General features: G+C 51.6%; 14 protein-coding genes and 3 pseudogenes. 8 read left to right on the forward strand and 9 right to left on the reverse strand.

What is annotated here, in order from left to right; all coding sequences use genetic code 11:
• Positions 1 to 403, forward strand: a pseudogene (locus Cte04_RS21760) (hypothetical protein); the annotation flags it as partial.
• A 418-nt stretch (positions 404 to 821) separates the two neighbouring features.
• On the opposite strand, the gene Cte04_RS12810 reads toward Cte04_RS21760, so the two are convergent.
• The 6 genes from Cte04_RS12810 to Cte04_RS12830 form a co-directional block, all read right to left on the reverse strand.
• Positions 822 to 1223 (reverse strand): diacylglycerol kinase, encoded by a 402-nt coding sequence (locus Cte04_RS12810; RefSeq protein WP_019042324.1) that lies wholly within the window; start codon positions 1221 to 1223, stop codon positions 822 to 824.
• Positions 1192 to 1926 carry a phosphatase PAP2 family protein gene (locus tag Cte04_RS12815; protein ID WP_034356759.1) on the reverse strand — a complete coding sequence of 245 codons (735 nt, stop codon included), beginning with the start codon at positions 1924 to 1926 and terminating at the stop codon, positions 1192 to 1194. The genes Cte04_RS12810 and Cte04_RS12815 overlap by 32 nt, the downstream gene beginning before the upstream one ends.
• Positions 1927 to 2074: 148 nt before the next feature.
• Positions 2075 to 2458: a flagellar basal body rod protein FlgB gene (gene flgB / locus Cte04_RS12820; protein WP_019042325.1), complete on the reverse strand. Its 384-nt coding sequence runs from the start codon at positions 2456 to 2458 to the stop codon at positions 2075 to 2077.
• Positions 2459 to 2639: 181 nt separating this feature from the next.
• Entirely contained in the window at positions 2640 to 2789 is a 150-nt protein-coding gene (locus Cte04_RS22215) for a double zinc ribbon domain-containing protein (RefSeq protein WP_228744757.1), read from the reverse strand.
• On the reverse strand, positions 2720 to 2902 hold the full coding sequence (locus Cte04_RS12825) for a hypothetical protein (protein ID WP_059441857.1): 183 nt from the start codon (positions 2900 to 2902) through the stop codon (positions 2720 to 2722). Before Cte04_RS12825 ends, Cte04_RS22215 begins: the two co-directional genes overlap by 70 nt.
• Positions 2903 to 2960: 58 nt before the next feature.
• Complete coding sequence (locus Cte04_RS12830; RefSeq protein WP_066478179.1) at positions 2961 to 5192, reverse strand: heavy metal translocating P-type ATPase; 2232 nt, start codon at positions 5190 to 5192, stop codon at positions 2961 to 2963.
• A gap of 76 nt (positions 5193 to 5268) precedes the next feature.
• On the opposite strand from Cte04_RS12830, the gene cadR reads away from it, so the two are divergent.
• A complete protein-coding gene (gene cadR / locus Cte04_RS12835; protein ID WP_019042328.1) occupies positions 5269 to 5715 on the forward strand; it encodes a Cd(II)/Pb(II)-responsive transcriptional regulator in 447 nt (148 codons plus the stop codon).
• A gap of 79 nt (positions 5716 to 5794) precedes the next feature.
• Here the strand turns inward: cadR and Cte04_RS12840 are convergent, their stop codons facing one another.
• Positions 5795 to 6184, reverse strand: coding sequence for a CzcE family metal-binding protein (locus Cte04_RS12840; protein ID WP_080571250.1), 390 nt, complete (start codon positions 6182 to 6184; stop codon positions 5795 to 5797).
• A gap of 251 nt (positions 6185 to 6435) precedes the next feature.
• On the opposite strand from Cte04_RS12840, the gene Cte04_RS22000 reads away from it, so the two are divergent.
• A complete protein-coding gene (locus Cte04_RS22000; protein WP_230629841.1) occupies positions 6436 to 8109 on the forward strand; it encodes a phosphoethanolamine transferase in 1674 nt (557 codons plus the stop codon).
• Between the two features lie 68 nt (positions 8110 to 8177).
• On the opposite strand, the pseudogene Cte04_RS22220 reads toward Cte04_RS22000, so the two are convergent.
• Together Cte04_RS22220 and Cte04_RS12855 are read right to left on the reverse strand one after the other, a co-directional pair.
• Positions 8178 to 8778 (reverse strand): annotated as a pseudogene (locus Cte04_RS22220) (IS5 family transposase); the annotation flags it as partial.
• A 147-nt stretch (positions 8779 to 8925) separates the two neighbouring features.
• A pseudogene (locus tag Cte04_RS12855) lies at positions 8926 to 9743 on the reverse strand (SprT-like domain-containing protein).
• A gap of 84 nt (positions 9744 to 9827) precedes the next feature.
• Here Cte04_RS12855 and Cte04_RS12860 point away from each other — a divergent pair.
• The 5 genes from Cte04_RS12860 to Cte04_RS12880 all read left to right on the forward strand — a co-directional run bounded on the left by Cte04_RS12860 (position 9828) and on the right by Cte04_RS12880 (position 12962).
• On the forward strand, positions 9828 to 10043 hold the full coding sequence (locus Cte04_RS12860; RefSeq protein WP_034356765.1) for a DUF2191 domain-containing protein: 216 nt from the start codon (positions 9828 to 9830) through the stop codon (positions 10041 to 10043).
• Complete coding sequence (locus Cte04_RS12865; protein WP_019042333.1) at positions 10043 to 10429, forward strand: type II toxin-antitoxin system VapC family toxin; 387 nt, start codon at positions 10043 to 10045, stop codon at positions 10427 to 10429. The genes Cte04_RS12860 and Cte04_RS12865 overlap by 1 nt, the downstream gene beginning before the upstream one ends.
• 88 nt (positions 10430 to 10517) lie before the next feature.
• Positions 10518 to 10727: a hypothetical protein gene (locus tag Cte04_RS12870; RefSeq protein ID WP_034356767.1), complete on the forward strand. Its 210-nt coding sequence runs from the start codon at positions 10518 to 10520 to the stop codon at positions 10725 to 10727.
• Positions 10728 to 10906: 179 nt separating this feature from the next.
• Positions 10907 to 11707 (forward strand): translesion DNA synthesis-associated protein ImuA, encoded by an 801-nt coding sequence (gene imuA, locus Cte04_RS12875; RefSeq protein ID WP_122974731.1) that lies wholly within the window; start codon positions 10907 to 10909, stop codon positions 11705 to 11707.
• Positions 11652 to 12962, forward strand: coding sequence for a Y-family DNA polymerase (locus Cte04_RS12880; protein WP_034356769.1), 1311 nt, complete (start codon positions 11652 to 11654; stop codon positions 12960 to 12962). The genes imuA and Cte04_RS12880 overlap by 56 nt, the downstream gene beginning before the upstream one ends.
• Positions 12963 to 12964: the final 2 nt, after the last annotated feature.

Below are 12964 nucleotides of genomic sequence, written 5' to 3' on the forward strand. Positions count from 1 at the left end.
CTCGCCGCAGAAAAAAGTGGATTGCGCGCTCGCCCTTGTTGCCTGTGAACGACCAATGACGTCGGTCTGCTCGGTGCAGGGCGTGTCGCGCTCGATTCTGCATGTGCGGCATCACCGCTCTGGCCACTGGCAGGACAGCCGCAGAAGCCGAACTCCAACCCCGGATGAGCTCTTGCTGGCCGACCTGCGGCGCCACATTGCCGAGGCTATCGCCGCGGCGGTGCGCTGCTCGATCGAGAGAGGCGATCGCAAGGGCAACAGGCGCCGAACCAAAAGCGCGCATCCACTGGGCCATGGCGCAGCATCGACTGGTGTTGGCCAAAGAGCCCAAGCGGCGGCATTCGAGCCGCATTCACGCTGGTCAAGTCAGTGTGCCGATGAGCAACATGCGCAGGTGCTCTGACGGCTTTGAGATCAAGTGCGATTCGGGGGGCAGTCACAGCCTCCTTCGCAAAGGACTGCTACGACAGAGAGATCCTGGTCTGGCGAGCTTGGGAGGGAGAGGGACTTGCGGGAGAGCCTGTGCCCCACAGGCTGGTCAGGAGTTGTAGTTGCAGTGACTTAGGATCGAGTTAACGCTCTACTGTCGATGCAGGATTCACCTTCATCAGTCTTTCCACTCCGCACAACAAGGTTCGTAGGCTAAAAAATCCAGGCGTCGTCGCGCGCAGTAGTCCGAGAAATCTTCGCGAGGCTAGAGCTAACATGCAGGATGCAGACCAAGAGCTGGAGCTCGCTCCCTCCGCTGTAAGCGTGAAGACTCGTTTTATGCGATGCATGATGCGCATCACGGTGAAGCGTTCCAGCACCTACGGCGAAAATTAAATAGTATTTTTATAAATCAAAGAACCCCAAACTACCAGGCAAAAAATAATTGTCATTAATACAGAAGCACTCCCCAAGTCTTTGGCTTTCCTGGAAAGCTCGTGATATTGGAATCCTACTCTATCTATTGCAGACTCTATCGCAGAATTAATTACTTCAACGATCATCAAAAACCAAATACAAGAGATCAGAAGCAATTTCTCCATCATGGATCGCCCAATCAATTGAGCCAATGGAAGCGAAATCATAAACAATATCACCTCAAGGCGGAATGCAGGCTCTAACCACGCATCCTTTATACCCGACCATGAGTACTTTGATGCATGCCAGACTCTAGAAAATCCTTTTCTATTCTTTTGAATATTATTAAAGATGTTGGCTTTCGAGTTGTTTTCCATTTTTAACAGTATATTTCTTGATGCTAAAGAATATAAACAAAAGTGTGGCAATCAACCAACAAATGAAAATCGTGGCAATGTCATGAGAAATGAAATGGGCTCCTCTCAATTGTTGAGAGATACCAAATGTCAACCCAACCATAATGCCGCACAGCAATCCTAACCATCGATACTTAGGGATGATCATCTTAAAGAAGAAATATAAACTAACCCAGGCATAGCCAGCGCTCGCATGACCAGCCGGAAAGCATTTTCCGCTCCCCATTTCTTGAGGCCTGTGCTCGAAAAGACCAATAAAAGGGCGATCGCCACCAAATTGATTTAAATTCCATGGACAATCCATATTTGTTAATGCCTTAAGAAGGCTCACCAAAATTACACTGACCAAACAAGATAAAATCAGGTAAAGCAGCGGAGACCGCCATTTTTTTCGCTGCTCAGATTTGGAGGCAAGTACAAATATATATAGTGCAATGATCACAACGATTGCTAGGGTGCTCAGATGCTTTCCACCCTTATGAAGCAATTTGTTTGTAACCCAATGATCATTCAATGACCATTCATAACCCTGGAGTGCGTATATCTTCGCGGCAACGAGACTATCTCCTCCTAGATACATGAAATAATAAAAAGTTAGCGCCAGGAAAGTAATCGGAATCAGCAAATGATTTACAAAGAATTTTTTATTTATATTATTTGACATCTTCCATCTTATCGCTTTTGAACATATTCATTATTTCCAACAATGAAATTTTTGAAAATAATCTTGTCGCGAATTTTATTTTCACTACCACTTGAATTAAAAAAAGAGCGCAAGTAAATGCGCTCTGTGAATGACCAACTTAATAAAATTATACTAATTTCGATAGCATTTGCCCCATCTCTACATATTCATCGACAGCTTGACTCATAGCGAATTGCGTACGGATGGCATTAGCTGTAAATGAAGCTCTCTCTTGATCGAGATCAACCGTATTTCTATCCATGGCATTCTGAGAAACAGGGCGAAATGCAATCTGAGGATCAATTGATGTTGGAGCTATGTTACCGAGGTGAGACTTATTCGTAGACTGCACTGTCAGCATTTGCCTTTGCGTCTCTTCAAGCGCAGCCTTGAAGTCTATATCTTTCGCCTGATATCCAGGAGTGTCAGCATTCGCAATATTGCTTGCTAATACTTCCATCCTCTTAACTCTAAGATATAGAGCGGCATCCTCGAATCTAAGAGAATCCATAGGATTTTTCTAGTAAATTTCGAAGCCTCAATGGTAGCTAAATTGCCTTCCCCGCAAGATTACATTTTTGACACTATTCAGCCATTTACATGGTCTGAAGATTACATTTTTGACACCTTTCTGTAATCTGAACCTTCAGGAGAACAGAGATCAACCCACCGATCAGCTGTTCTCCAAAGTTCTAAGCAGACTTTCCGCAGTTTGCGCAAAAACGCGATCCAAGCGCCATCTGGACGCCGCATGCATTGCAGGCCTGGGGGGCTAGCCCGCTTCCGCACTGTTGACAGAACCGTGCTTGGGGAGAGCTTTGAGCTCGGCAGTTGGGACAAATGGTGGCACCGGGCACTGCTGGGTCATTGCAGGCGACAGGTGTCCGTTTTTGATGATGACCATTCCCATGATGATCGCCACCAGATCGGTGATGGCCTCCGAGTAGGCGTTCAAAAAAGCTCATGACTATCCTCACATTCCAAGTTGGTGCACACGAAAATCTCTATTGAATTCAGGACTTTGGCACTTTTCCAAGCAGCCTTAGTCCATTGACGACAACCAAGAGACTTGCCCCCATGTCTGCGAATACCGCCATCCACATGGACGCATTCCCGAACACTGCCAAAACTAGAAATACGGCCTTGATACCAAGAGCGAGAGTGATGTTTTGCCAAAGGATCGCATGGGTGGACCGAGACAGCTTCACTGTCTCTGCAATCCTTCGCAAGTCATCATTCATCACGACGACGTCAGCTGCCTCCATCGCTGTATCTGTACCGGCAGCACCCATGGCGACCCCGACGTCGGCTTGAGCCAGCGCTGGGGCATCATTGATGCCATCGCCCGTCATAGCGGTGAGCCCGTATTGGCTCTGGAGCGTTTTGATGGCAGCTAGCTTGTCCTCCGGTAACAGGTTTCCGCGCGCTTGGTCGATACCAGCTTCACCGGCAACTGACGAGGCCGTGGCTTGGTTGTCTCCAGTCAGCATGACTGGGGTGATACCAAGCGCTTTCAATTCAGTTATTGCTTCACGAGAGGAGTCCTTAATCGTGTCGGCAACTGCAAACAGCGCGATGACTCGTTCTGGGTCGGCAAGCAATGTGACAGTACGGCCGGATTCTTCATGCCGCTTGAGCGTGGCTTCAAGCTCTGAGGAGCATTGGCCACGTTCCTCAATCAAGCGATGATTCCCTAGTACATAGACTGTTCCACTCAGTTCGGCCTGCACACCTCGTCCAGCAAGTGCCGTGAAGTTCTGAATGTCTGCGCTGTTAGGCTTCAGGCCCGCTGCGATGGCGCGAGACACAGGATGATCTGAGTGACCAGCGAGAGCTGCTGCCACCGACTCCGCGGTATCAAGGCTGCTCGCGGCATCAACCAACGACCAGTCCACAAGGCGCGGCTTGCCCTCAGTAATTGTTCCGGTCTTGTCCAGCGCGATTGCCTTAAGCTTGCGCGCCTCTTCCAGATAGATACCGCCTTTGATCAAAATACCACGGCGGGCTGCTGCCGCTAAGCCGCTCACAATCGTCACTGGTGTGGAAATGACGAGTGCGCAGGGGCAAGCGATAACTAGCAGAACCAGTGCCTTATAGACGGCCTGCATCCACGTCCAGCCAAGTAGCCAGGGGCCTACCAATGCTACGACTACGGCGATAACGAAAATTGCAGGTGTGTAAATTGCAGCAAATCGATCAACGAACCCCTGAGTAGGCGCTCGAGTCGCTTGTGCTTGCTCAACGGCATGAATAATCCTCGCCAACGTCGAGTTGGAGGCCAATGCAGTAACTTCAAACTCAAAGGTTCCAGACTCGTTGATGGTGCCTGCAAACACTGGGTCACCCGCCGCCTTGTCAACGGGGATACTTTCACCAGTTACGGGGGCCTGGTTGATGCTCGTTTGCCCTGTCTGAACGACTCCATCCATAGGAACGCGCTCACCTGGCTTGACTCGCAGCGTCGAGCCCACTGCGATTTGTGCAACTGCGACGGTTAGCCAACTACCGTCACTTTGGAGAACCGATGCTTGGTCCGGAGCCATCGCAAGCAACCCCTGAATGGCATTGCGGGCCCGATCGACTGCTCTCGCCTCGATTGCCTCGGCGATGGCATACAACGCCATCACCATCGCCGCTTCAGGCCATTGACCGATGACGAACGCACCAGTCACAGCAACAGTCATCAATGCATTGATGTTCAGCTTGCCACGACGAAGTGCTCCAAACCCTTTTTTATAGACGTCAAAGCCCGCAAGCCAAATCGCAATCGCGGCGACCGCAAAGCCGGCGACTTTCCAAGCCATGGTTTCTGGCGCGAAGTAGCCGACACCTTCAGCAGCGATAGCAAGAGCAAGCGCCGCGACCAACTTTGGAGTTGTGCCACGCACAAGCTCATGGTCGTGGCCATCTCCAGCTGCATGGCTTGAGTCCGCCGTGTTTGATGAGATCAGCTTTGGCTCAAAGCCCGCTTCAGTGATCGCCAACAATGCGGCAGCAAGGGCATCAGTGTCCGCGTCAATTTTGAGAGTCCTCTGCGAGAGCTGGAATCGGAGTCCCCGGATACCTGCAATTGGTTCAAGTGCACGACGTATCTCAGCTTCCTCGCCAGCGCAGTCCATTGTCGGAATGCGGTAAGTTAGCCCTCTATCCAACGGAGCTGCCACCGGGCTCGGGGTAGTGTGTGAGCTGCAGCAATCCGTTGTGGCGGTACTAAGCGTGTTGTCATCAATGTTTGGGTGCTTCATACTCGATCTCCTGTTGACAATGTGGCAATTTAAAACCCTGTAGTTGGTATAGAGTCAACTCATTTCGAGGTGGTCCATGAAGATTGGTGAACTGGCTGAGGTCACTGGTACGGCGGTTGAGACCATTCGCTTTTATGAACGCGAGAAGTTGTTGCCTTCGGCTGCTAGAGCTGAAAACAACTACCGGATGTACTCGGCGGAGCACATAGGCCAACTTGCCTTCATTCGACGCTGCCGGTCACTGGATATGACACTTGATGAAGTACGTGCTTTGCTCTTGCTACGCGAGTCATCTGCGAAGGACTGTGCAGAAGTCAATGCACTCTTGGACACACACATAGAACATGTCACTCATCGCATTCAAGAACTGAATGCTCTCGTCACTGAACTTCAGACCATTCGTGCAAGCTGCAGCGCTCCAAAGGCGCTTTCTGAATGCGGCGTTCTTGCAAGACTGGAGACAAGCTCCACGACAAGCAGCGCGTCTACTCGCCCCCAGCGCCATATCGACGGCGCGCACTAGGGAGCCATGCGCCGACCAATTGACCGAGTGGATGCGGCAGGCTCTCATGGCTTTCTATTGTGGTAGACAAGAGCAGCAATCAATGGCGTTCGAGCTCATTGTTTGCAACGTAGATCTTTAGCGTGCTGCCTGCAAACGCTGCGGGTGCGATCTTCGACAACTCGATGGGCCTGTGACCCATCACATCAAATTTCCAGATGAACTGTTCCCCGCCATTGGTGAACGCAACCGTCTCTCCACACACAAGATTGAGATATTGAGTGCTTCGTGTTGTGTCAACAACGCGTGTGACCTGAGACGCAGCACCTGCTCGTCCAAATGTTTTGTCTGCACCGCGTGTAGTCGAGTTGGTCTTTGCAGTCGTGCTTCCAGACTGACCAACGAAACTGCTTTCATTTGCCGATGCTGTCATCCCGACGGTGGCTGAGGACAGCAGGATCGAAGCCAGAATTGCGAGATTAGTTTTCATGATGAAGAGTCCTTTATCAATTACTTGAAGAGTGTCTGAGCGCCTTTCTACCCAGACACATCAAATATATAGACAGGCACTTTACGCAATATAGTCTGCAACATGATATTTTTGTAATCTACAGCGTGAATTAACCTGATTACTAAAATGTAATCTGGATGTCAGATTTCTGTCGGTATTGCACACATAGAGTTCTGTGCCCCTATTCCAAATCGAATCTCGATATTTCTATTAGGGTTAATAGGATTTCTATGAGCGCACCAGCATCCGAAGATAATCTTAAACTTCACCGATCAAGAATAGCTTTGTTTTTACAAAAATCTACCAATCGCCATAAGCTATGGTTAACTATTGTTTCTCTGCTTGCGATGCAAATTGTTTTTGCATCTCTAGGATATGAAGGTAGAAAAATATTACAGATAAGTATTCTACTTATACCGACACTATTGCTATTACTAATTCCAATTAATAACTCAAGGTTGAACTTAATTAGAGCATTGCTTGTATGGAGCTTTGTTCTTGTGTTTTTATTGGACTCAGCAGTTCGAGCGCATCTCATCTCAATGTACGCTGCTGCGCCGGATAGCACGATGGTGGTAAGTGCACTTGCTAACACAAATACATCGGAAATTGGAGGCTATATATCCACACACATCCGTGATTTCAGTGGATCCAGTATTATTTTAATAATTTCAGCGGCAATTGCTCTTTGGTTGTCTTTAAAAGGGGCCAGAAATAAAACAAAGGTCTCTAAAATTGAGTTGATCGCTTTATCCATCATCATCTTAATATCGGCCGTTTCTTACATAAGTAAACCATGGAGAAAAATAAATCCTCTTATCTTTTGGTCTAATTTGGCTGAATCCGTAAAGGTTACGAAAGAAAGCTGGACGTCATATGGAAAAGAGCGCGCCTTAGCACAAAGGTTGGCGAAAAATGAGATTCCTTCAATTGCTAGGAAAGATAAATCCACCGTGGTTCTTGTTATTTCCGAGAGCATAAATCGAGATAACATGGGAATTTATGGCTATGAAAGGAATACGACACCGATGCTTGAAAAGCTTCAGAAAGATATAGGCGATAGATTTCTCGTTATTCGTAATTCATGGTCCACGGAAGCAACTACTATTCCGGCCATCGATAGCATGATGAACTTCACAACCGGTGAAACAGATAAGAAGTTAAATATTATTGCTCTCGCGAAAGAAGCAGGATATAAGACTTGGTGGATAAGCAATCATGACGATATTGCAATTACGCAGAAGCACGCAGCTATGGCCGACGTGACTTCCATGGAAAATAATAAACCAGGAAGATCTAGCAATTCACTTGATGAGATTTTATTGCCTTCATATGAAGAAGCTCTTAAAGATCCACATCCCCAAAAGTTGATTGTTCTACATATGCTGGGGGCTCATCCTCATTATCGTCTCCGGTACCCAGAAAAGCAGCCTCAATTTCCCGATGATGAAGTATCAAAAGTAATGTCGGTCGCTGAGCGCTCAATGTGGGTTCAGCAATTTAGAAACGACTACGACTCGGCTATTCTTTATCAAGACACTGTAGTTGCATCTGTCTTTGAAAAAATAAAAAGTTCCCCATCCAGCGCAGAGGACTACAAGTCCGTTATTTACGTATCTGATCACGGGCAGGAGGTTGGTCATCAAACAAATAAAGTTGGTCACAGCCCCAGTACTGCATCCGGTTATAAAATACCCACAATAATATGGACATCAACAGGAACTGATGTGGCTTCTAAAAATATTTCCGATAGACCATTTAGAGCTGACTGGCTCGCTTGGACCATGTCGGATCTAATGGCATTACGTTGGAATAGTTACGATCCATCCCGAAGTATTATCAACTCGAGCTATAGCTGGATTAGTCCACGCTTACCTATAAATGACACAATAACAGGCAATTAATACATGAAAGAAGACTGGCTTGAGGAAATGCCTAGAACCGATCAAGCCAGCCGCCAAAGCTAGATAATTTACTTCTGGATATAAACGGCACTGTTGCATAAATCAGTTCCGGGCCAAACTTCCCCTGACCCAAGACGTGACGATGCCACCGCCACTTTTTGCGGACAGACCAGTTCAGTGAACTGATTGAGAATGGAGGCTCGAATGTGCAGTTCGTTGACCTGGTGCTCGAAAGTTCTAGACATGACCCGCTCGCCCAGGTGTTTAATGCAATGCATCTTGGTCTACAACAGGCTGCTGTGGTGATAGCCACTCCAACTCTTTCATAACTTGCGTTCATAGCGCATTCGGGCATTCAGGCATTTTTCTCGGAGGGATGATGGGCATGGCATTGCGCTCCATCACGGCGGCATAGACAGGCTGTGTGTCATAGGCGCCATCACCGGTAATGGTCAGCAATGACTCATCTGCCGGCAGTTGTGCCAACAAGTGCGGCACCGCCACCGCATCGCTGCGTTGTTGAAGGTCACGCAGACGGCTCGCACTTTGGGAATCAATGCCGATGTACCCCTTGCGCCATTGACGTCGACGTTCCGCCCCATGCTTTTTACATTTCCATTCTCCTTCGCCCAGGAACTTGATGCCAGTGGAGTCGAGCAGCAAATTCAGGTCAGATTTGAACGACGGCTAGTTGGCGACCTAATTTTTTACTCGGATTTCCGCTTCTGGTCGTTTCCTGACGGTCGTCAAAACAAGCAGGTCGGTCATCGCGTATCGTAATGATGGTCAATTAAGGCCAGCGCTCGCAGCTTTGCTCTAAACAGCTGTGAAGTTGCCCCTGCACGCGCCACAGATCAGCTTTAGCCCTGGCCGTCCCCATACCGAGATCGGATTCTTGCATCCGCTGCAGCTATATTTCACCCGATTGGATCTGTTGGCGGGCGTAGTAAGAACTCCGTCTTCCCCTGCAGTGGCGGCAACAGCTAAGCCCGTGGGCTTAACTGCCTCGGCGAGGGCAGGGATGCTGGCCATGGGGGGCTTGGTCCTTCGATGCCTTGAATGTGGTTGGCCATACTGGTTTGGCCAGCGATCACATGATCGGCAGAGGGAAATCGGTCGTACCAACTGAGCGTGAAATTTGCGGTCAGCAGCTCCTGGCATGCAGCTAGGAAGCGGCCACCCTCGATGGCATAGTCCGCCATGCAATCACCCGTTCGCGCGCCACCAGGTTGCCCGGTAGAGGAGGGCATGAGTCCAATGCTCTCCATCTTTCGCGCCCATTCCTCGTTGTGATACCGGCCTCGGCCTGGTTTGCCAAAATGGTGCTGCCACAAGTGCGTCATTTCATGGACCTGGGTCTGGAGCGTCTCAATGATTGGCACCACTGCAAAGTAGGTCGGATTCAGTGCAATCTCGTCGGTCGTGGAGCCGTCGGCCGAGGCAAAGCGGGCTGCCGAGAAATATCCGAAAGTACGTTTTTCCCGCTGTAGCGTAATCAAGCAGCTAGGCAGTTGCCCCTCAAACAGGCGTGCATTGAAATGGTCGTAAGCCATCTGCAGCTCGTTGTAGGTTTCCTGGGTTGGCGCCAGGCGGCGTGTATGCGCAAGGTCGAGCTCGGTAGACTTAGGTTGCATATTTGTATTGTGCAGTACAAATGCGATTTACAAACATCCAGTTTGATGCGAAACTGCATCAGTTCTGATGCTTAAGGAGTAGCGATGAGATCGACTTTCACGATCGATGACGATGTCGTAAACCGCGCACGCGCCGTCGCGGCACCCGGTATTGCTGTGCCGGAACTGGTACGACTCGCACTGGAAACCTTCACACGTGTCGAGGCAGGTAAGCGTTTGGCTGCGCTCGGCGGTGCCGCGCCAAATATGCCCGATGTGCCGCGCCGTGGCAGTGAGGCGGATGCTGAGGACTCACGCTAATGCCCGTGTCCGTCCTAGTCGATACATCAGTGTGGGTGAGACATTTTCGTGAGGCAGACACTCACCTGCAGGAATTGCTTATGCAAGACAGCGTGCTGATGCATTCCATGGTGCATGCAGAGCTGGCCTGTGGTACGCCGCCAGCACCGCGTGCCGACACGCTGGCGGCTCTGGCGATGCTGCGGCCGAGCCAGGAGGCATCAATTCCAGAGACTTTGGAATTTCTGGAGCAGAACAAGCTTTTCGGCAAGGGCTGCGGCTTAGTAGATCTATCGCTGCTTGCCTCTACGCTTATCACTCCTGGCGCCTTACTTTGGACTGCAGATCGACGCCTCGCCGACATGGCCACACAGTTGAACGTGGCCTATCTACCGCCTTTGCATTGATCGCCCTTGGCGCTGCCAGCCCATGAAGCCAGCGTAAATCGCTGCAGCACGAAGCTTCGGCAGCGCTTCGATGATGAGAGTTTGCCTTATGACTAAATACCGTGATTTGCTTATAGAACGCTACGACACCGAAATAGGTTGCGTTGTTGGGTGTGGACTGGACCGACTGCACCGCGATGTCAGCGAAGGTGAAATTACTCGTGCTGTTGCCCACTACCAAGCCAACAAAGATCAGATTAATACACTGGCTATTGGAGACAGGCGCGATCTCATCCATAAGTTGATCAGCGGCAGGTAAAGCCCTGCCTGCCCATCGGATAAGCAGAGGCCACCATGCACTGCCTCCTGAACTCGCACGGGCAGCACCTAGACCTGCAGTGCTGCTCCTCAATCCGCAGCACTGGTTAAGCGACGCCAACATCCAGGTGCAAATCTGCATCAAGGCTTTTATACTGTATGCCCATACAGGTAAAAGCCATGAATGCCGCAACCCACTCCATCACACACGATCCCGGTGACTATGACCGCTGGCATCTGCCGTCGCATCTTGCGCAGGCGGTTTGGCGCGGCACAGAGGTAGCAAGGTCGACCGGCAGAGCTTTCCCTACTGGCTTTACGGAGCTCAATGCCGCGTTGCCCGGTGGAGGCTGGCCGACTCATGGCTTGAGCGAGTTGCTGTTGCCCCAGGCCGCACTGTGTGAATGGCGGTTGCTCGGGCCGGCCTTGCCTGAGCTGCTGGCGGACAAGGGTAGTCGGGTCTATCTGGTTGCTCCTCCGAAGACTCCACTCGCAATGGGCCTTGCTCAGCTCGGTCTAGCTCCAGAGCAACTTGTCTGGATTGATGCCCAGGGGCCGGCTGAACGGTTATGGGCCACAGAGCAACTCATTAAATCTGAGCCAGACGGTGCTGTGATTGCCTGGCTTCCTCAAGCAAGGCAGGACCAGATCCGCCGCCTGCAGGTTCACGCGCATGCATGCGATGCACTAGTGTTCTTGATTCGTCCCGAGTCAGCCCTACGCGACGCCTCGCCGGCACCGCTCCGGCTCTCTGTGTCTCTCGGCCAGGGCTGGGACATTGATGTGCAGATCCGCAAACGCCGGGGTGGTGCTGCCGTCGAAGTAATGCACCTGAATGCTGTTCCAGGCAATCTAAATTCCATCATTCCGCCTCGTATGCGCAACCTTGGCATTCCAGTGCCAAGCATTCCACAGGAGGTGCGCCATGCATTGGGCAGCTCTCATACCCATATCGCTTCCAAGCTCCGCATCGCCCATTGATCTACAGTCGTTAGCGGTCTGGGCTTTGCAGTTCACGCCGCGCGTGGCCATGGTCGAAGAGGGCGTACTGCTGGAGGTCGAGGCAAGTATGCGGCTATTCGGCGGTACAGCGGCGTTGCATTCGCTGGTGGAGTCTGGAGCGCGAGAACTCGGAGCCAGCGTTGCATGGGCACCGACAGGCCTGGCAGCGCTTGCGTTGGCACGACAAGGTGTGAGCGATGGGTTCCACGAGCCGTTAGTGCGCCTGCTCGATCAGCTGTTGCTGGAGCGAATCACTGCGGTGGCCAAGCATCAGCCGACCCTGGCGAGGGTTGGATGCAGAACCCTTGGTCAAGTGCGTGCGCTGCCGCGCGGCGGCATCGTACGTCGCTTCGACAAAGAGCTTCTTGAAGCAATGGACCGCGCATATGGCCTACGGCCGGAGGCTTACGCCTGGGCGACAGTGCCTGAGACCTTTCGAGCGCGGCTGGAGCTCATGTGTCGCGTGGATCTGGCACCTGCCATGCTTTTCGGGGCGCGGCGGCTGCTTCTGCAGATGGCAGGCTGGCTCAAAGCTCGTCAGCTGGGAGCTACTGCGTTCACATTGCGGTGGTGTCATGACGACATGCGTGCTCGCGATGCCGGTACCGGAGGTGAACTGACCATCCGTACAGCGGAGCCAACACAGAACGTCGAGCACTTCGCTCGGCTGCTCGGCGAGCATCTGGCCAAGGTCGAGCTGCTCGCACCAGCTGGTGAGCTGGAGATCCTGGCTACCGAGGTGCAGCCCATTGTTGAGGAAAGCCGCTCGCTGATCCCGGAGGTTGCAAATAGAGCTCAATCCACCAAGTTGGCCCTAGAGCGAATCCAGGCACGGCTGGGTGATGGCGCGGTGCGTCGGCCACAGCTGACGGCCGATCACCGTCTCGAATGGACGCAGGAGTGGGGCTCGACCGAAGCTCGCCGAGCTTCCAAGTCCGACCTTGTGCACGAGCTGCCGCTTCCCAGCTGGGTGCTGGACAAGCCCATACGCCTGATAGAGCGCGCCAATCGCCCGATCTATCAAGGGACCCTGCAGCTGCTGCTTGGTCCTGATCGAGTGGAGGGCGGCTGGTGGCATCGTGGCCATGAAGAGGGAAATGGCGAAGAAATCCCACTGAACGTGCAGCGGGACTACTGGGTTGCCCGCAGCGATCATGCAGGTCTGCTCTGGATCTTCCAGGCACGCCTCGCCGGCGACCAAACCGCCTGGTTCCTGCACGGGCACTACGCCTGAGA

The sequence above is a fragment of the Comamonas terrae genome, assembly GCF_001544075.1.
Classification (GTDB): Bacteria; Pseudomonadota; Gammaproteobacteria; order Burkholderiales; family Burkholderiaceae_C; genus Comamonas; species Comamonas terrae.